At 58.2% G+C, this 18790-nt stretch carries 19 protein-coding genes, 2 tRNA genes and 1 pseudogene; 5 read left to right on the forward strand and 17 right to left on the reverse strand.

Annotated elements, in window-relative coordinates:
• Positions 1 to 155 precede the first annotated feature (155 nt).
• Positions 156 to 1148 (forward strand): TerC family protein, encoded by a 993-nt coding sequence (locus FHL16_RS05935; protein WP_077747727.1) that lies wholly within the window; start codon positions 156 to 158, stop codon positions 1146 to 1148.
• A gap of 42 nt (positions 1149 to 1190) precedes the next feature.
• Here FHL16_RS05935 and FHL16_RS05940 read toward each other — a convergent pair whose 3' ends face one another.
• The 4 genes and pseudogenes from FHL16_RS05940 to FHL16_RS05955 all read right to left on the reverse strand — a co-directional run.
• A complete protein-coding gene (locus FHL16_RS05940) occupies positions 1191 to 1829 on the reverse strand; it encodes a sensor histidine kinase (RefSeq protein WP_238706156.1) in 639 nt (212 codons plus the stop codon).
• Positions 1830 to 1996: 167 nt separating this feature from the next.
• A complete protein-coding gene (locus tag FHL16_RS05945) occupies positions 1997 to 2182 on the reverse strand; it encodes a cbb3-type cytochrome c oxidase subunit I (protein WP_238706157.1) in 186 nt (61 codons plus the stop codon).
• A 102-nt stretch (positions 2183 to 2284) separates the two neighbouring features.
• Positions 2285 to 4483, reverse strand: coding sequence for an LTA synthase family protein (locus FHL16_RS05950; protein WP_077747728.1), 2199 nt, complete (start codon positions 4481 to 4483; stop codon positions 2285 to 2287).
• A gap of 410 nt (positions 4484 to 4893) precedes the next feature.
• Positions 4894 to 5409, reverse strand: a pseudogene (locus FHL16_RS05955) (methyl-accepting chemotaxis protein); the annotation flags it as partial.
• Positions 5410 to 6158: 749 nt separating this feature from the next.
• Between FHL16_RS05955 and FHL16_RS05960 the strand changes: the two are divergent.
• Positions 6159 to 6232 (forward strand) — tRNA-Cys (locus FHL16_RS05960).
• 162 nt (positions 6233 to 6394) lie between these two features.
• Positions 6395 to 6481: transfer RNA gene (locus FHL16_RS05965), tRNA-Leu, on the forward strand.
• 86 nt (positions 6482 to 6567) lie between these two features.
• On the opposite strand, the gene FHL16_RS05970 is transcribed toward FHL16_RS05965, so the two are convergent.
• A complete protein-coding gene (locus FHL16_RS05970) occupies positions 6568 to 7404 on the reverse strand; it encodes an NAD(P)H-binding protein (protein WP_077747729.1) in 837 nt (278 codons plus the stop codon).
• A gap of 154 nt (positions 7405 to 7558) precedes the next feature.
• Here FHL16_RS05970 and FHL16_RS05975 point away from each other — a divergent pair, with 154 nt between their 5' ends.
• Complete coding sequence (locus FHL16_RS05975; RefSeq protein WP_077747730.1) at positions 7559 to 8278, forward strand: TetR/AcrR family transcriptional regulator; 720 nt, start codon at positions 7559 to 7561, stop codon at positions 8276 to 8278.
• 107 nt (positions 8279 to 8385) lie between these two features.
• Here the strand turns inward: FHL16_RS05975 and FHL16_RS05980 are convergent, their stop codons facing one another.
• The 8 genes from FHL16_RS05980 to FHL16_RS06015 form a co-directional block, all read right to left on the reverse strand.
• Positions 8386 to 8670: a hypothetical protein gene (locus FHL16_RS05980; RefSeq protein WP_010460748.1), complete on the reverse strand. Its 285-nt coding sequence runs from the start codon at positions 8668 to 8670 to the stop codon at positions 8386 to 8388.
• A 304-nt stretch (positions 8671 to 8974) separates the two neighbouring features.
• On the reverse strand, positions 8975 to 9205 hold the full coding sequence (locus FHL16_RS05985) for a hypothetical protein (RefSeq protein WP_010460746.1): 231 nt from the start codon (positions 9203 to 9205) through the stop codon (positions 8975 to 8977).
• Between the two features lie 115 nt (positions 9206 to 9320).
• The gene (locus FHL16_RS05990) at positions 9321 to 9542 is read right to left on the reverse strand and encodes a hypothetical protein (RefSeq protein WP_077747731.1); all 222 of its coding nucleotides are present in this window, start codon (positions 9540 to 9542) and stop codon (positions 9321 to 9323) included.
• A gap of 72 nt (positions 9543 to 9614) precedes the next feature.
• Positions 9615 to 10655, reverse strand: coding sequence for a DNA topoisomerase IB (locus FHL16_RS05995; protein ID WP_077747732.1), 1041 nt, complete (start codon positions 10653 to 10655; stop codon positions 9615 to 9617).
• 78 nt (positions 10656 to 10733) lie between these two features.
• Positions 10734 to 11813 carry a molybdenum ABC transporter ATP-binding protein gene (gene modC / locus FHL16_RS06000; RefSeq protein WP_077747733.1) on the reverse strand — a complete coding sequence of 360 codons (1080 nt, stop codon included), beginning with the start codon at positions 11811 to 11813 and terminating at the stop codon, positions 10734 to 10736.
• A 3-nt stretch (positions 11814 to 11816) separates the two neighbouring features.
• Positions 11817 to 12497 carry a molybdate ABC transporter permease subunit gene (gene modB, locus FHL16_RS06005; RefSeq protein WP_077747734.1) on the reverse strand — a complete coding sequence of 227 codons (681 nt, stop codon included), beginning with the start codon at positions 12495 to 12497 and terminating at the stop codon, positions 11817 to 11819.
• A complete protein-coding gene (gene modA / locus FHL16_RS06010) occupies positions 12498 to 13265 on the reverse strand; it encodes a molybdate ABC transporter substrate-binding protein (RefSeq protein WP_077747735.1) in 768 nt (255 codons plus the stop codon).
• Between the two features lie 145 nt (positions 13266 to 13410).
• Positions 13411 to 14475, reverse strand: coding sequence for an NAD(P)H-dependent flavin oxidoreductase (locus tag FHL16_RS06015; RefSeq protein WP_077747736.1), 1065 nt, complete (start codon positions 14473 to 14475; stop codon positions 13411 to 13413).
• 236 nt (positions 14476 to 14711) lie between these two features.
• Here FHL16_RS06015 and acuI point away from each other — a divergent pair, with 236 nt between their 5' ends.
• Positions 14712 to 15695: an acrylyl-CoA reductase (NADPH) gene (gene acuI, locus FHL16_RS06020; protein WP_077747868.1), complete on the forward strand. Its 984-nt coding sequence runs from the start codon at positions 14712 to 14714 to the stop codon at positions 15693 to 15695.
• Here acuI and ada read toward each other — a convergent pair whose 3' ends face one another.
• The 4 genes from ada to FHL16_RS06040 form a co-directional block, all read right to left on the reverse strand.
• Entirely contained in the window at positions 15696 to 16760 is a 1065-nt protein-coding gene (ada, locus tag FHL16_RS06025; RefSeq protein WP_077747737.1) for a bifunctional DNA-binding transcriptional regulator/O6-methylguanine-DNA methyltransferase Ada, read from the reverse strand.
• Between the two features lie 87 nt (positions 16761 to 16847).
• Complete coding sequence (gene alkB, locus FHL16_RS06030; RefSeq protein ID WP_077747738.1) at positions 16848 to 17528, reverse strand: DNA oxidative demethylase AlkB; 681 nt, start codon at positions 17526 to 17528, stop codon at positions 16848 to 16850.
• Positions 17518 to 18222 (reverse strand): 2OG-Fe(II) oxygenase, encoded by a 705-nt coding sequence (locus FHL16_RS06035; protein ID WP_077747739.1) that lies wholly within the window; start codon positions 18220 to 18222, stop codon positions 17518 to 17520. Before FHL16_RS06035 ends, alkB begins: the two co-directional genes overlap by 11 nt.
• Entirely contained in the window at positions 18219 to 18725 is a 507-nt protein-coding gene (locus FHL16_RS06040; protein WP_077747740.1) for a methylated-DNA--[protein]-cysteine S-methyltransferase, read from the reverse strand. The genes FHL16_RS06035 and FHL16_RS06040 overlap by 4 nt, the downstream gene beginning before the upstream one ends.
• Positions 18726 to 18790: the final 65 nt, after the last annotated feature.

Raw genomic sequence — 18790 nt, forward strand, 5'->3', positions numbered from 1 at the left:
CCTACCGATTTGAAATAACTTGCAAACCTTGCGTGATTGAGAAACCCCACACGCCTCTCTAGATTTGAACTCGCAATGCCGGGCCCCTCTGACAGCTAACCGCTGCCATGTCGGAGTTGCAGTTTGTATAACTTCGACACCTAGAGGAGGGGCTCATGACTGCCCTGGAACCGTTCTTCCTGGCCGAGTTTCTCGGCACCGCCACTTGGTTGTGGCTCGCCTTTATCAGCATCGTAATAGGCCTGTTGGTGTTCGACCTCGGGGTGTTGCACCGTGAGCAGCGAGAAATCGGTGTTCGTGAAAGTCTGCTGCTGTCAGCCGGCTATATCACGGCTGGTTTGCTGTTCGGCCTCTGGGTCTGGCAGATCAAAGGCGGTGACGCCGGGATGGATTTCTACACCGGCTTTCTGATCGAGAAATCGTTGTCGATGGACAACGTATTCCTGATGGCGATGATCTTCAGCTTTCTCGCAATCCCCCGTAAGTATCAACACGAGGTGCTGTTCTGGGGCATTCTCGGTGTCATCGTGCTGCGCGCGATCATGATTGCCCTGGGGGCGGCGCTGATCGCCGAGTTCAGCTGGATTCTCTATGTGTTCGGCATTTTCCTGCTGCTGACCGGCGTGAAGATGCTGTTCAGCAAGGTCGATGCCCAGCCGAACCTCAGCGAAAACCTGCTGGTGAAGTTTCTGCGCAGACACATGCGGGTGACCGAGCGACTGCATGAAGGGCGCTTCTTCGTCCGCCAGGCGGACGCCAGCGGCAAGTCCGTGGTCTGGGTGACGCCGTTGTTCCTGGCCCTGGTGCTGATCGAGTGTGCCGATCTGGTGTTCGCCGTGGACAGTGTGCCGGCGATCTTCGCCATCACCCAAGACCCCTTCATTGTCTACACCTCCAACATCTTTGCCATCCTTGGTCTGCGTGCGTTGTATTTCGCTTTGGCGGCGATGATTCACCGTTTCGCCTACCTCAAGTACGCGCTGGCACTGGTGCTGGTGTTTATCGGTGCCAAGATCTTCCTGGTCGGCATCATCGGCAAGATTCCCGCGGTCATTTCCTTGAGCGTGACCCTGGGGTTGCTGCTGAGCGGTGTGCTGCTGTCGCTGTGGAAAACCCGCGATCAGGCCTCTGCTGGCCCGCAGGTGTAAATCCCCAAAGGTGGCGGCCAGCACCGCTTGTTCGCCTCAGTTTCAACCGAGACTGACGCCCAAATCCGTCGACCACTCGGTGTCAGTGTCGGTGTCCTGAGCCGTGTTCAAGGTGGGTGGTTCTGGCAAGAGCAATGGCAAGGCGCACATAAACGTAGCGCCTTGTCCCTTGATGCTCGTGGCCCAGATCCTGCCGTGATGAAATTCGATGATCGAGCGGCAAATAGACAGCCCCATGCCCAGCCCTTCAGCCTTGGTGGTATAGAACGGGTTGAACAGTAACGGCAAATCGGCGACATCAATGCCTTCGCCGCTGTCATTGACTTCAATGATCACTTCGTTGCGCTCAACCCTCGTGCAAATGTTCAGCGAGCGCGCTCCTTCACTCAGATTGCACATGGCCTGGCAGGCGTTCATGACGAGATTGATGATGACTTGTTGCAACTGCACGCGATCGCCATTGATGCGAGCGTCGGCGGCATCCAGCGACAAATGCTGTTTGATGTGTTTATGACTCATCTCGTGCTGAACCAGCAGCAGAGTGTCAGTCACGATTTTGTCGAAGGCATGATGTTGACGTTGTGGAACGCACTTCTTCGACAACGCACGGATGCCTGTGATGACGTCACTGGCGCGCATCGAACGTTGCGACCCGGTCAGAAAAGCCTGATTGCGGCGCAATTCATTGGTCGATGGTCACTATTCGGATCGAAAAAACATGCGCCGACATGAACAGCAGGGTGATGTAGAGCACGGCATGCGCGAGATCCGAGTCAATCAAAAGATTGATGACGGAGATAGTGGCGATTGTTGAACCGCAGGTCGAGGCGAATGTAGCGCAGGATCAACTAGCCAAACCCCAGCGCCAGGAAGCCATAGACACCGAACAGGGCAGCGTGGGCATGTAGCGGGGTGGTGTTCAAACCTTGTATGTAGAACAGCGCGATTGGCGGGTTGATCAGGAAACCGAAGACTCCGGCACCGAGCATGTTCCAGAAGGCGCAGGCCACGAAAAACTGTAATGGCCAACGCACGCGTTCCATCCAAGGGGCGCGGTCGCGCAGACGCCAATCAGCGCCGGGGAGCGGTGATTCAATTCTCTCTGCCGCCTCATACGCCTGCCTGATCGGTCGCGACTAGCCCTCTGCCTTGTCGATATTCGTGGGTAGGTCGTCCTGCCCCGGTAACTCAGTAATTACACTGAAGTCACTCACCTCAACGGCCCCCAACCCGTAGCCCAACAAGTGAAAAGAGAACGCCTTGCGCGGCTGCGGATTGTCGAAACTGAAGTGCATCTCCAATGGCTGATCCGCAGTGACAATCATTTCTGCGGGGAGGCCCAGTGGGACATCCTGTTCCCGCTCCTTGGCCTTGAGCAGAATGTAGGCATCCTGTTGTGGATCTACCGAGCGCACGGTCAGACGCACGCGAGTGAGTGAGCCCTTTGGCATTTCCAGGTACTGCGCACCAATGAGGTTATCGGCCCAGTCATCCTTGATCGCTGTCTGAAGAGGGATGATGGCGGAACTGCCGAACTGGTAGTGCTGGTTCAAGGGTGTGCGCAGCAGCGAATGATCCAGCGCCGTCGCTCTGGCTGCGATTTGGCGGGCGCGCTTGCCTCCGTACTGACCAGTCAAGGTCGCATGTTCCGCGATGAAGCCTGGGCTGGCGTGATTCCGGCAGCGCTGTTGAAAGTCACACTCGGTCAAGGTGCCCTGACCATTGTGATAGCGCAGCTTGTCGTTGGTGTACGACATGATTTCGCGGCCCGTTTCATAGTCGCGAAACAGGGAGCGACCGCTCAAGGCTGGGGGGAAGGGCAAGGCGAAATAGTCGAGTATCGAGGCACTCAGATCGACATGCCCGTAAACCCCGGGCTTCACCTTGGGCAGCTGATCCTGCTCGGGCGCGAGCATTAGATTGAAGCCCCAAGAGGACGCCAGGCGCACTCCATCGATACCGTGGGATTCATCCGAGGTGATCACCACCAGGGTGTCTTTCAAGACTCCCTGACGTTCCAGGCCGTTGAGGAATTGCCCAAGCGCATCATCCAGATACCCGACGGCGGCCTGCTTGGGTGTGTCGTAGCGCTCCAGGTAGTCTTCAGGGGCCGAATAGGGCTGGTGGGTGCCAACGGTCAGTAGCGTCAGCATCCACGGTCTTTTCTGTTTTTTCAGCTGGCCAACGTACTCAAGGGCCCCTTCGAAGAAGGCCTTGTCGTCCTTGCCCCAAGGGAATTCCAGGTAGTTGCTGTTGGTGAACCATTCCAGTCCATGAGTGGCATCGAAACCGATGTGCGGCATGATTTTGTCTTTTGCCATGAAACGCAGGCCCGCACCCTGGAGATAGTGCGTGGCGAATCCGTTCTGGTGTAACTGGGCTGGCAGGCACGCTTGATTGCGTTCGCTCTGGGTCAACATTTCCACCCCCTTCGGCGTGCCGTTGTCCAGTTTGTCGTAATCGCCACACAGCATTGCATACAGACCGCGAATGGTTTGGTGACTGTGAAGGACGTAGTCCGGCGTATTCATGCCGCGCTCTGCCCATCGACTGAGATTGGGCATGAGATTTTCCTGATAGCTGCTGTGCAAGGCTTCGCGATTAACACCCACGTAGGCGCCGGGAATACCTTCCAGTGCGATGATCAACACATTCCGCGCCCGCCCGGGAGCGGCGAGCAGTTTCTGTCCGTCCAGATCGAGTTGGGTGAGTCCCGCCATTTGTGGAGGGACATCGACAACATCACCTGCCAACCATTCTTCAGCACTTGACTGAACGTCTCCAACGCTCGCGGACAGTAACTGATGCGGGAGGTTGAACAAGCGCCAAGGGTCTTCGTCGGTGGGGTAGAGGTGCTGGGCGCCCCAGTGGCCGATCAACAGCAGCAACGGTGCTGCCCACATGCTACGTGGTAAGGCCGGAATAGGTTTGGAGCGGCCCATCCACTGCGTGATCAACCAGATCGCCAGTCCAAAGCACAGAGTGGCTGCCAGCCATGGCTGGGCGAAACCACCGCCGGCAGAGTTTTCCAGAAATTGAGGGTCAATCAAGTACTGCAGGTCTGTGGCGTTTGGAAACCTCCCGACCGCGCTGACGAGTTCAGCAGTCGCCAACGTCATAATTCCCCAAACCAGCAACACCGGCAGCGCTAACCACCAGGGACGACGATGCAGGGTGACGATGAGAAGACTGGCAATTCCCAGATCTGAAAGGTAGCCGAGTGGACTCGACCAACCCAGTGCCGCACGCAGGCATAGAGGCAAGATCAGGACCAATCCGATCAGCGCGACGAGGCGCGCATAGGGTTGTCGTAACCAGTGACGGATAACGTTCACAAAAAGACCTTCCAGACATTAAAGCTTCATACAAGTGTGCTGAATGGTATCAAGCGATGGCAGGACTGGTCGGGACATTCGAATAGGAGGAGGGGTACTGAAACGGTGGGTAGCCTGGATAATGGCCTACCGGCTAAAAAGCTTCAGCTCTTACCCCCGTTCCAGAGCCCTGAATGAAGGATATTAATGCCGGGTGATGGCCGTGAACATTAACTGTTTCAAGCTGTTTAACGATGGGTGTTCCGTCCGATTGCGGGCGGACGTGCGCACGGCATCACAATGCCGGGTGACGAGAACGTTGTAATTCGCCACACTTTTGGCTTTTGGCTTTTGGCTTTTGGCTTTTGGCTTTTGGCTTTTGGCTTTTGGCTTTTGGCTTTTGGCTTTTGGCTTTTGGCTTTTGGCTGTGGTTAAACTATAAATCGATTCACCATTCCACTTAGATCAACAGCCAGCCGTGACAACTCATTACTGGCCGCACTGGTTTGATTGGCACCTGCTGCAGACTGAGTCGACAGGTCGCGGATATTAACCAGATTACGATCAACCTCTCTAGATACTTGTGCCTGCTCCTCCGAAGCGCTTGCAATGACCAGATTTCGCTCGTTGCTCTGAGAAATAGACTCGGTTATCTGTGTTAAAGAATCACCCGCGGCATTTGCCAGCTCGAGCGTTGATTGTGTGCGATCGCTATTCCGTGACATGGACAGAACGGCTTCAGTCGTACCACTCTGTATCCCTGCAACCATGATTTCGATTTCTTCTGTCGACTGGGCGGTACTATGTGCCAATGCTCGCACTTCGTCGGCGACAACGGCAAACCCTCTGCCGGCTTCACCTGCGCGTGCCGCTTCGATCGCGGCATTAAGCGCTAAAAGATTGGTTTGCTCGGCGATTGATCGGATCACATCCAATACGCGAGCAATATTGCGACCCTTTGCTGGTTTTGCCACTCGCTGTATTCAGCGTGAGGCTGATGGAGTTATCTGCGATGCCACTATGGAGTTTGGCTTGGGCAGCCGCCAGCTCGCCAGCTTCGAGAGGCCTTCCAGTCGATGAGCGAAGGACTGACTGGGAAATGTTCTTGTTGGTCTCAGCCAGTTGCAAAAGCAGCGATGCGCCCAGATTTTGGAACCGGCCGGCCGTCGACGAACTTCCGAAATTGCCCCTCATGTGCAAGGACACTTTGTCATGCTGCGTGTATTCCCAGGAAAGCGGTGCGTCAAGCTGCGCTATCCCGCCCCGGGAGGTATACGTCAGTGCATCGACGGCTTTGTTATCTTGCAGCAAGGTGACTATCGACGAGGGCGAATCACAGCTTGAGGTCCGATCCCGGAGGTACAACCGGAAAACGACAACCTTGCAGGGATCAGATACCAAGCCAGCCACCTTATGATCAGTCTCTTGTTGCCTGGCTGTAGAATCGTGCATCAATGCCCGGGCGATCAGAGGGGAGGGCACAAACACCCGGGGCCAAGAAAACGTGCTGCCAGAATTTTTTTGAAATCAAGGGGTTGCCAGCCTCAGGAAATGAGTACATAATTCACGCCATCGAAAGCACAGACGGCTGAAAAAGCTCAATGTTTTCAAGGAGATAGAGCGTGAATCATAAGCTCGTTTCCTGTTCCAGGTTTGTACACATTTGATGTTGCGCTACATGACATCAGATGTTTGAGGCCGAGTAGCAAAATGGTTATGCAGTGGATTGCAAATCCACCTACGCCGGTTCGATTCCGACCTCGGCCTCCACTATAAACAAGCTCCGTAGATCTATGATTTACGGAGCTTTTTTATTTGCGCTACCTTGCAAGATTTTGTCTTGAAAAGGGGATCTGCGAACTTGCTTCACCGGGGCGGGATGTATATATTTCGTCCTCTGTTGCACAAGCCAGACAGCTTCACCGCGCTACCGCCCGAATGGCGAAACTGGTAGACGCATGGGACTTAAAATCCCCCGCTCGTAAGGGCGTGCCGGTTCGATTCCGGCTTCGGGCACCATACATATCAAAGGCCTGCATGAGGAAACTCATGCAGGCCTTTGTCGTTTCTGCTCCGCAATTCTTGATAAATGACCCTCGTCAACCTCAAACCTGGTTCTGCCAGATTTTTGTAGCAGCGGTGCGCCGAACATAATCGCTGAAGTCGCGCGCGGGCCGGCCAAGTGCGCGCTGAACGCCATTGGCTAACGGCGTGTTGCGACCGTCGAGCACCGTGGTGAAGAGATAAAGCACCAGGTCAATCAACGGCGCAGGAAGTTGTGCCTGCTCCAGTGCCTGACGATATGCATCCGGCGGTACGGCGACGAAACTGATCTCGCGCCCGGTCCCTTGAGCAATCTCATCGACCGCTTGGGCAAAAGTCAGTGCCCGTGGCCCGGTCAATTCATAGAGTTGGCGTGAATGCCCCGGTTGGGTCAGTGCCTGGACTGCAATTTCGGCAATGTCCTCCACATCGACGAAGGGCTCCGCGATATTGCCGACGGGAAGGGCCAGTTCTCCTTCAAGAATGGGCTCCAGAAAATGCGCCTCGCTGAAGTTCTGGAAGAACCAGCTGGCCCGCAGGATCGTCCAGTCGACACCGCTGTTTTGAATGACGCGTTCGGCTTGTTCCGCTTCAACCTCGCCACGTCCGGACAGCAGAACCAATTTGCCGACGCCACGTTTGACGGCCAGGTTGGTAAACGCCTGGATAGTATCGAGGGCGCCCGGAACGGCGAGGTCCGGTTTATAGGAAATGTAAACAGCGTGAACGCCATCAAGCGCCGCATCCCAGGTCCGTCGATTTTCCCAGTCAAAGGGAGGATTCGCGCCGCGAGAACCCAAGCGCACGGGCAATCCTGCGGCCTGGAGATGCTGGGTGATCCTGCGCCCTGTTTTACCGGTCGCACCGAGAACGAGGAGGGTGTCCTGAGTGGTTTTCATCGCGTTCATCTCCATCGGTTAATGTGAGGAATACTCACGTTAAGAAGATGATAAACGCTCATGTTCTACCGTCAACCAATGTTAAGGAGGAAACCGACATACGGATGCAACCACTTGGGAGCGTTCGCGGGTGGTGCTAAGGTGAGTGCTTGTCATGTTATTGATCGGAATCACGCCAGTGCCAAAGAAAGCTGCCACCGGGCTCGAGCAACCTGTTACGGAGCCGACCCGCCGCAATCCCACGCAACAACGCAGTCGCGAGCGGCAGGAGCGAATCCTGGCGGTGGCGACGCAACTGATCGCAACCAAGGGCAGCGACCAGGTAAAAATGAGCGAAATTGCCGAATGCTCGGAGATCTCGATCGGATCGCTTTATCAGTACTTCCCTGACAAGAGCTCGGTCATTCGCACACTGGCCGAGCGCTATAACGCGGCAAGCCGTCGTTGTATCGAAGAGGCGCTGGTGACGGTGCAAGATGCGCAAGGGTTGGCGGATGCCTATTCGGACCTGCTGGATCAGTATTACGAGATCGTTCAGGCCGAACCTGCGATGCGTGATATTTGGTCAGGCATGCAGGCAGACAAGCAGTTGCTGGCGTTGGAGCTGGAGGAGAGTCGTGTGGCGGGCGGCTTGCTGGCCGATGCGATGCTGCGGGTGTTTCCAGGCAGCGATGCGCAGCGGGTTGCTGATTCTGCCTTTCTGATCTGGCAGCTAGGTGAAGCGACTATGCGACTGGCCATTTCTTGTGCGCCCGAAGAGGGCCGGCGGTTGTTTGAAGCCTTCAAGCGCATGTCGCTCGCTGAAATCATGGAGCCGGCGAACCTGAACACGTGCGACTCATCAACAGACCTGTCAGGGCCAATCCCCCGGTGAGAGCGAGCCGGCTCGCGATGGTTGAAGGTCAGTCACATCAATGTTGAATGTGCTGCCCTCATCGCGAGCAGGTTCTCTCCCGCATGAGATCTTTCCTGGCGCAGTTTTTAAACGAAAGGCTGGCCGGTAAAACCACGGGGTAACCTTTGCAATCCGGCCATGGCGGTCAACCGTTGTACCCAGGCGGCGCGCCAGTCATTGGCGGTGTGAGTGACTTTGGCCTTGCGCGCAGCACGGCGTGCTGCGTTACGTTCGGCTTTGCGCGCGTCCTTGAACGCGTCGGTGTTGCGGCAGCTTCTGCACTTTACGCGGGTCAATTCGCTGGTTGATGTGAGATTGCTGCCTTTGTGACCGCAGGCCAGATGCCCGCTGACTTTGAAGTGAGTGACCATGGGACGTCTCCTTCGTGACGTGTGACTGTTTGACCTCCAGCTAATGAAGACGTTCGTTGGCTGACCAGCGGGCAAAAAAATGGCCTGCATGCGGGCAGGCCAAGGGGTTCATCAAAGGAGTGAACCCACTGTAGGGTGTGTGTTGTGAACGTTACGTGAAAAGAAGTCACAAAAAATCCCGGCGTCAGGTCAGGTGGGGTTTGGAGAAAAAGATAATCAGACAGGCAAGGACGCGCTGACGATCAAGTCGCCGTTCACACGTCCTGGATCAGACCCTGTTCTTGAATCGCGCGCCCAGATCGAATCATCTGAACCGTGGAAGAGGCGGGTCGACAGGTTTTAACGAAGACAGGGTGTTTCGAATCAGTGGCGCGTCTTTTTCAATGTCGTTCAGGCGGTCACGAATTCTGAGGGCTGTCGGATGCCCTCCTTGATGATCTACCCAATCGGCAATCTCCTTGCACGCAGCGGCAAGTCGAGCCTGGCGGGAGTCGAGCAGGGTAAGCAGGGTGGTGATGGACTCTTTTTCGGACATGGCAAACACCTCCGTTCAAGAAACCTGACAAATAGCAGCAAAAAGCCCGCTGGGTGCGAGCTTTCTGCCGATGGGGTCGCTGGTCCTTCAGCTGATTTCAGTATAGACCCGGACTTCAGGCTTGTCGGGCCGTCACTTGTGACCTGGTATTGAGCTGCCGGCATTCACGTCGGGCATCTTCTTCAAGATCGAAGCCGTCACCGATAAAGCCACGGGTGCGGGTATCTTCAATGCGATACCAGACGGCGGCGTCGGGTGGCGGGTGGCCGGCTTCTCCGGCCCGGCGGCCATGAATGATGATCTTGTTGCAACGCTTCACAACGAAAATGTCTTCCATGGCGTCACCGCAGCTGATTCATGTCCACATCAACTATAGAAGCTCTTTGCAATCGTGCAAAAAATGGACGGGTCATTTTGTCGATTCTGCCTCAGCGATCATTTTCTCCAGATACATGGCGAGCCCGACTTCTTCTGCCCTGAGACCTTTACGCAGTCTCGGCCGCGGCAGTTGGGCCAAGGCACCGAGCATAAAACCTTCGAGCACCGCCGGGTGGATGTAGCACTTGCGGCACACGGCCGGGGTGTTACCGAGTTGCCTGGCAACGTTCTTGACCATCTCGACCACATGCCGTTTCGCGTCCGACTCAGGCTCCCACTGCAACTCACGCAGCACCGACAACGCCAGGACGCTCCCGGCCCATGTCCGATAATCCTTGGCCGTGAAGTCGGCGCCGGTGAGGGTTTGCAGGTAGGCATTGACATCTGAGGAGCTGACGGTGTGTCGCTCGCCATTTTCGTCCAGGTATTGGAAAAGGTCTTGCCCGGGAATCTCCAGGCAGCGCTTGATAATTCGCGCCAGGCGTCGGTCTTTCACGGTGATCTGGTGTTCGACACCACTCTTGCCGCGAAACTGGAACAGGATCGCGCTGCCGTTGACCTCGACGTGACGGCTGCGCAGGGTGGTCAGGCCATAGGATCGATTTTCCCGGGCGTATTGCGTGTTGCCGACCCGGATCAGCGTCGCATCGAGCAAGGTAATCACGGTGGCCATGACTTTATCTCGGCTGAAACCCGGAGCGTCCAGCAGCGTTTCAAGCTGTTTGCGCAGCTTCGGCAGTGCCAGGCCAAAGTCCCGCAGGCGTGAGTATTTATCGGCATCGCGCACTTCGCGCCAACGCGCGTGATAACGGTATTGCTTGCGACCGCGAGCGTCACGGCCGGTGGCTTGCAAATGACCACGTGGGTCGGCGCAGATCCACACATTGGTATAGGCCGGTGGCACGGCAAGGGCGTTGAGGCGCCTGATTTCGTCGGGATCGGTAATGCGCTGGCCCGCAGGATCGAAGTAGCAGAATTTGCCACGCAAGCGTTTGCGGGTGATTCCAGGCTGCGTGTCGTCGACGTAGTGCAGGTCGGGTGGCAGCACATCGGGCAGCGCGGTATCGGGCATGGCAAAAAATCCTTGGCGACGAAGTCAGGGGGCCTGTACAGCCATTGACCGCGTCCATTCGCCGTGGTGCCGACGAATTTACGCCAGCACGGCCACCGCTTTGATCTGCGCCCAGAGTTGCTGGCCGGGGTGCACGCCCAGTTGGTCCCGGGAGTAGCGGGTGATGCGTGCCAGCAGCGGTGTGCCGGCCGCATTCAGGCGGATCAGCACGTGGGCGGCGTTATCGGCGCCGATTTCGCTGATCACCGTCACCGGCAAGCGATTGAGGATGCTGCTGTGCTCGACGCCTTGCAGGCTCAGGCTGACATCCCGCGCCTGGACTTTGCAACGTAGCGCCTGGCCTTGGGTCATCGGAGCGTGCGCCACGCGAATGCTCAGGTCGGTATCGGGCAGCTGCAGCGTCAGCAACTGATAGTGCGGGTCATAGGCGCTGACATGGCCTTCAATCACCACGCCCGCATCGTCGCCCAGCGCCAGGGGCAAATCGAGACGCGCCAGGGTTTCACCGATTGGTCCGCTGGCCAGCGCCTTGCCGTCGCTGAGCAGGACGATGTGGTCGGCCAGTCGGGCGACCTCATCCTGTGAGTGGCTGACGTACAGCACCGGGATATCGAGTTCATCGTGCAGGCGTTGCAGATAAGGCAGGATTTCGTTTTTGCGCTGGCTATCCAGCGCCGCCAGCGGTTCGTCCATCAGCAACAGTTTGGGGCTGGTGAGCAGCGCGCGGGCGATGCCGATTCGTTGCCGTTCGCCTCCGGACAGGTGCTGCGGATGGCGGTCCAGCAGATGACCAATGCCCAACAGTTCAGTGGCATGCGCCATGTCAACCCGGCGTTGCTGCCTGGGGATGCGCTTCAGCCCGAACTCCAGATTGGCCAGCACCGAAAGGTGAGGAAACAGGCTGGCCTCCTGAAAAACATACCCCAGCGCACGTTTATGCGGCGGTACGAAAATCTTCTTGTCACTGTCCTGCCAGACTTCATCGTTGACCTGAATAAAGCCCTGTTCGGCCTGCTCCAGACCGGCGATACAGCGCAGGCACGTGGTCTTGCCTGACCCGGAATGGCCGTAAAGTGCCGTTACTCCGCGGCCGGGCAATTGCAGAGCCACCTCCAGGGCGAATCCTGAATAAGTCAGTTTAAGGCGCATATGAATCATCGATCAGCTCCAGCCCGCTTTGGTTTTACGGCTGGAATAGAGCGCCAGCAATACGGCAAAGGAGAACACCAGCATTGCCCCGGCGAGCCAATGGGCCTGGGCATATTCCATGGCTTCAACGTGATCGTAGATCTGCACCGAGACCACGCGGGTCTTGTCGGGAATGTTGCCGCCGATCATCAGCACCACGCCGAACTCGCCGACAGTGTGGGCGAAACCGAGAATGGCCGCGGTGATGAAACCGGGGCGAGCCAGCGGCAGAATCACGCTGAAAAAGGTGTCCCATGGATTGGCGCGCAAGGTGGCGGCCACTTCCAGCGGGCGGGTGCCAATGGCGGAAAAGGCGTTTTGCAGCGGCTGGACCACGAACGGCATCGAGTACAGCACCGAACCGATCACCAGTCCCGCAAAACTGAATGTGAGCGTGCCGAGCCCCAGTGACTGGGTGAATTGGCCGACAAAGCCGTTAGGGCCGAGCGCCAACAACAAGTAAAAGCCAATCACCGTGGGCGGCAGGACCAGGGGCAGGGCGACAATTGCCCCGACCGGGCCGCGCAACCACGAGCGGGTGCGCGACAGCCATAACGCAATCGGAGTGCCGATGATCAACAGGATAACCGTCGTCAGGGACGCCAGTTTCAGGGTCAGCCAGATGGCGGAAAAGTCGGCACTCGTCAGCGTCATTTAGAGTTGGTAACCGTAGGACTTGATAATGGCGGCGGCTTTGGGCCCCTTGAGGTAGTCAGCCAGTGCCTTGGCGGCCGGGTTGTCCTTGCCCTTGTTGAGGATCACCGCGTCTTGTTTGATCGGGTCGTGCATGTCGGCCGCGACGATCCAGGCCGAACCGCCGGTGACTTTGCCGTCTTTGTAGATCTGCGACAAGGCCACGAAGCCGAGTTCAGCGTTGCCGGTGGAAACGAACTGATAGGCCTGGGTGATGTTCTGGCCTTCAACGAGCTTGTCTTTGACCTTGTCGGTCAGGCCCAGTTTGGCCAGCACCTGAGTGCCGGCAAGGCCATAAGGCGCGGCTTTCGGGTTGGCGATGGAAAGGTGCTTGTATTCGTTCCTTTTCAGCACATCGCCCTTGGCATCGACGTAATCCTCCTTGGCTGACCACAGTGCCAGCGTGCCAACGGCGTAGGTGAAGCGCGAACCCTTGACGGCGTCGCCTTCAGCTTCGAGTTTTTGCGGGGTGGTGTCGTCGGCAGAGAGGAACACTTCGAACGGCGCGCCATTCTTGATCTGGGCGTAGAACTGACCGGTTGCACCAACGGAGGTGACCAGTTTATGCCCGGTGTCTTTTTCGAAATCGGCGGCGATGGCCTGGATCGGCGCGGTGAAGTTGGCGGCGACGGCCACCTGGACTTCGCCTGCGTGGGCGGAGCCGAACGCGAAGACGGCGAGCAGGCTTGCGAGGCAGGCCGGGGCAAAACGTGAGGCACGCATGGGCATGAAACGGCTCCGTGATAGGCGAATGCAACGAGGGGGCGAAACGCTATATATCGAAATATATAGCGTAATGCCCGCAAACGGAATGTGTTGGAGCCGAGTCTGTGAAATTGCGTGAACCTGGAGCAGCAGGCTACAGCAGCGTGCTTCAGCGACGGAGCAACTTGGCCAAACCTTCCTCCGCCAAACGCCGAGTCAGCTCTGCCGTACTCACTTCAACGCCCAACGTGAATGCCTGCCCAGCCCAGAGATTGCTGAAATCCGCTTCGCCCTTGGCCCGCAACGGCATCAACGCACCGCCGGCCAACGGGAAGGCCGGGGCTTTATCGCTCATGGGGCCGAGTTCGCGCATCACCCGATTGAGGATTCCTCGTGCTGGGCGGCCGGTGAAAAGATTGGTCACCGCAGTCTCGCTTTCCTTGGCCGTGCGCAGCGCCTTGTGGTGAGACGCGCTGACCTTGGCCTCCGGCGTGAACAGGTAAGCCGTCCCCACCTGCACCGCCGAAGCGCCCAGCAGAAAAGCTGCCGCCACCCCCCGCGCATCACCGATCCCACCCGCTGCAATCACCGGCACTTTCACCGCATCGACGACCTGAGGCACGAGGGCGAATGTGCCGACCTGACTGCTCAAGTCATCGCTGAGGAACATTCCCCGATGTCCGCCTGCCTCGTAGCCCATGGCGATGATCGCGTCGCAGCCATGTTGTTCCAGCCAGACGGCTTCTTCGACGGTGGTCGCCGAGGAAAGAATTTTCGCCCCGGTGGCTTTTACCCGATCCAGCAGTGATTGTTCCGGCAGGCCGAAGTGAAAACTTACGACTTCGGGACGGAATTCTTCGAGCACTTCGCAGGCGGCGTTATCGAACGGCGCGCGATTGGATACCGGTGTGGGGGCCTCGAAATCGACGCCCAGTTCCCGATAATACGGTTCCAGCAGGTTTTTCCATTCCCGAGCCCGTTGCTCATCGGCGGCCGGGGTCTGATGGCAAAAATAGTTGATATTGAACGGACGCTGGCTCTGTTGGCGGATCGTCTTCAGCTCTTCGCGCAACTGCTCGATGCTCAGCATCGCCGCGGGCATCGAACCCAGTCCGCCAGCGTTACTCGCGGCGATAACCATGGCCGAGCCGGTAGCGCCGGCCATAGGTGCCTGGATGATCGGCAGTTCGATGCCGAGCAGGTCAAGAATACGGGTGTCTGGCCATTGGCTCATTTCAATGATTCTCCGGCGGATAGAACCGGTTTTTTACCAGCAATGGTTGATGCAGAGCCAGTCGACTTTTGTATCCGGGACGTTTTCCGTTATTCAAGGGCCTTAAAAAAGGCGTAACCGCACGTCATGGTAGCGCTCGGTGCATCGTAGGTTTGGCTAAAGTCTTGTACGGCGAGATGTTTCTTTGTGGTATTTCAATGCCCCCACAACCGGATCGATTGCATTGAGAGGCAATGATGTTCAAAGGTATTTTGATCGACAAAGACGACAGCGGTTACCGGGCCACACTGCAAGAGATCAATGACGATCAACTGCCCGAGGGCGATGTGACAGTGCGGGTCGCGTACAGCACGTTGAACTTCAAGGATGGCCTGGCGATCACCGGCAGCAGCCCGGTGGTCAGGAAATTCCCCATGGTGCCGGGGATCGACCTGGCCGGTACGGTCGAAGTCAGCGAGCATCCGGACTACAAGGTCGGTGACCAGGTCTTGCTCAATGGCTGGGGCGTAGGCGAAGGGCACTGGGGCGGGCTCGCGCAAAAAGCACGTCTGAAGGGCGACTGGCTGATCCCGCTGCCCAAGGAATTCACCGCGGCTCAAGCCATGGCAATCGGCACGGCCGGTTACACGGCGATGCTGTGCATCCTGGCGCTGGAACATAATGGTGTCACGCCTGAGCAGGGCGAAGTCCTGGTCACCGGGGCCAACGGCGGCGTAGGCAGTTTCGCCATCGCGCTGCTGAGCAAGCTTGGCTATAAAGTCGTAGCGTCCACGGGGCGCACCGCCGAGCACGATTACCTCAAGCAACTGGGCGCCAGCGAGATCATTGATCGCGCCACTCTGTCCTTGCCGGGCAAGCCGCTGGCCAAGGAACGCTGGGCGGCGGTGATCGACTCGGTCGGCAGCCACACGCTGGCCAACGCCTGCGCCAGCACCAAGGCCAATGGCACGGTCGCCGCCTGTGGTCTTGCACAAGGCATGGATTTCCCTGCCTCCGTCGCGCCGTTCATTTTGCGTGGCGTGACGTTGGCCGGGATCAACAGCGTGACCCAGCCCAAAGCCAAGCGGATGGAAGCCTGGAATCGGCTGGCCAGGGATCTGGACTTCGCGTTGCTGCCACTGATCAGCCATGAAATCGGCTTGAGCGAAGCTATCGACGCCGCACCGCGCTTGCTCGCCGGGCAATTGCGCGGGCGAGTGGTGGTCGATGTGAATCGCTGATTACACGGTTTCGCGTTCCAGCAACTGACGCTTGCGCTCGACACCCCAGCGATAGCCCGAGAGGTTGCCGTCGCTGCGTACCACGCGGTGGCACGGGATCGCCACTGCAATACTGTTCGCGCCGCAGGCCTGAGCCACGGCGCGCACGGCTTTGGGCGCGCCGATACGCTGTGCGATATCGGCGTAGCTGGCGGTGCTGCCTGCAGGAATCTCCCGCAGCGCCTGCCAGACCCGCTCTTGAAAAGCGGTGCCGCGCACGTCCAGCGGCAAATCCAGGCCAATTGCCGGGGCTTCGATAAAACCGACAACCTTGGCAATCAACTGCTCGAACGCGTGATCGGCGCCAATCAGATTCGCACGCCGAAACTTGTCCTGCAGATCGCAAACCAGTTGATGCGGATCATCCCCCAGCAGGATCGCGCAAACACCGCGTTCACTTTGCGCCACCAGAATGGCCCCCAGGGAACACTGGCCAACGGCAAAACGAATGTCGTTGTTCTGGCCCGCCGCGCGGTAATCCCCCGGCTTCATGCCCAGCAGTTTATCGGCCGATTCATAGAAGCGGCTGTTGGAGTTGAAACCGGCGTCATACAGGGCTTCGGTGACTGAGCCGCCGTCGGCCAGGCGTTCGCGCACTTTGCGGGAACGATGGGCGGTGGCGTACCCCTTGGGTGTAAGCCCGGTCACGGCTTTGAACACGCGGTGGAAATGGAAGCTGCTCAGGCCCGCTGCCTGCGCCAGCTCACTTAACGCAGGCGGATTTTCGGCGGATTCGATGTGGCGGCAGGCGACAGCGACGGTTGCTGCGTGTTGTGCGGCGACATCGCTTTGATCCTTCGTGGCACGTTTGCTGGGACGATAGCCCGCCGCCAGGGCTTGTTCTGCCGTGTCGAAAAATTCGACATTCTGCGGTTTGGGCAAGCGCGCCAGGCTGCTGGGGCGGCAATAGATTCCGGTGGTTTTCACGGCGTAGACAAACTGCCCGTCGGCACCGGGATCCCGTGCAACGACGGCGGCCCAACGAGGATCGTCCTCGGTGGCAATCCTGGTCGAATGAGTTGTCATGGTTTCATGTCCGTTGACCCGTTTTTTCCAGATTAACAAGCCCCCAGCACCACAGCACTCCGAGTCTTGCGGTTGAATTCTTGGGCTTCATCCGGCGGTTCGAAAGGTGAAGTTGATCCGTTGTTCACCCAGGCGCGGGTGATGGCCGTCCTTGATCGGCAGCACGCCGTGATAACGCAAACGATCGACGCCACCCCAGACCACGATATCGCCATGCAGCAACGGTACACGCTGGCTTTTATCGCTTCGTTCAAACCCGCCGAACAGGAACATTGCCGGCAATCCCAATGACACCGACACGATCGGTGCGGCGTAGGAACCTTCGTTCTTGTCTTGGTGCAATGACATCCTGGCCCCGGGGACATAGCGGTTGATCAGGCAGGAGTCAGGGACAAACCCGGCAAATCCCGCTTCCCGTGCCGCCGCTTGTGCCAGTTCGAAAAACACGTCAGGCATCTCGGGCCAGGGGCGTCCGGTCTGTGGGTCATTGCGCGTATACCGGTAGCCGCTGCGGTCGGTGGTCCAGCCCCAGGTGCCGCAACTGCTCAAGGCCACCGACATGGTAAAGCCGCCGGGGGTGACCATCTGCCGAAACGGAGCGGCCGCCAGAACCGCTTCAAGTGCTGGCAACAATCGATCGAGCCGGGGCAGGGCAAAGCCGCGCAAGACGAAGGACTGTTCACCGATCTGCTCACGTCTGGGCTCCTGCTCGGGTTCGGCATCGGCAAAAAGATCGAAAGTGGTCGGGCTCATGGGGTCATAACGCATCGTGAAAGATGATTCCAAGGGTATGCCGTTTTCCGCTGTGCAGGCGACTCACGCCGTGACGCATGGTCACTCGGTAATAGCCGCGAACGCCTTTGACCGGTCGCTGGCTCACGGCAAAGATCAGACCATCGCCTTTCTTCAGGCGGATCACCTGCGGGCGTGACTGCATCCGCGGGCGTTGTTCGGTTAGCACAAACTCGCCGCCGGTAAAGTCTTCGTCCGGTTCCGACAGAAGAATCGCCACCTGCAGCGGGAACACGTGTTCGCCGTACAGATCCTGGTGCAAACAGTTGTAGTCCTGCGGGCCATATTGCAGCAATAACGGAGTCGGGCGTTCCTGACCGGCGGCATGGCAGCGTTGCAGGAACGCTTCGTGGGTTGCGGGGAAACGGGACGGCAAGTCCATGCATTCATACCAGCGGTTGGCGATCGGCACCAGTCGAGGGTAGAGCGCACTGCGCAAGCGGGCGACTGTGTCCGGCAAGGGGTAGTTGAAATACTTGTACTCGCCACGGCCAAAACCGTGTCGCGCCATGATCACTTGAGAGCGGAAGGGCGCTGACTGGGTATAGAGCGCACTGACGTCATCGCACGCCTGCGCACTCAACAGCGACTTGATGACAGCGCAGCCATCCTGATCGATTTGTTGCCCCAGGGCCGCCCAGTCCAGCGCATCGAAGGTTTGCTCGCTCATCGCTGAGCCTCGCGATCCAGCAACTGCCGTTTGCGCTCCAGTCCCCAGCGATAACCGCCGAGGCTGCCGTCCTGGCGCAGCACCCGATGGCAAGGCACGATAACGGCCACCGGGTTGGCCCCACAGGCATTCGCTACCGCCCGGGAAGCGCTGGGCTGACCCAGGCGCTGGGCGATATCACGGTAGCTGGCGGTTTCACCGACGGGGATTTTCCGCAGGACTTCCCAGACTCGCCGTTGAAATACGCTGCCGCTCAGGTGCAGTGGGAGATCGAGTGCGGTGTGTGGGTTTTCGAGGTGGCGCAGGGTTTGCTCCAAGGCCGGCATCAAACCTTCATCGCGCTGCGGCGGTGGCGGGCCAGGGAAACGCCGCGCCAGATCGCGTTCGAGCGTGATCAAGTCTTCACCGAGCAGCAACGCGCACAGGCCCTCGGCGCTGAACGCCAGCAACAAGACGCCTAGGCTGGAAGTGCCGCTGATGTAGCGAATCGGGGAGGTAGACATGTTCTGACTCCTTAACCAAAGGTCGAGGTGGCCAGTCTAGGGGGCGCCAAGGGAGTGAACACTCC

The organism is Pseudomonas sp. FSL W5-0299 (assembly GCF_005930655.1).
GTDB classification, from domain to species: Bacteria; Pseudomonadota; Gammaproteobacteria; order Pseudomonadales; family Pseudomonadaceae; genus Aquipseudomonas; species Aquipseudomonas mandelii.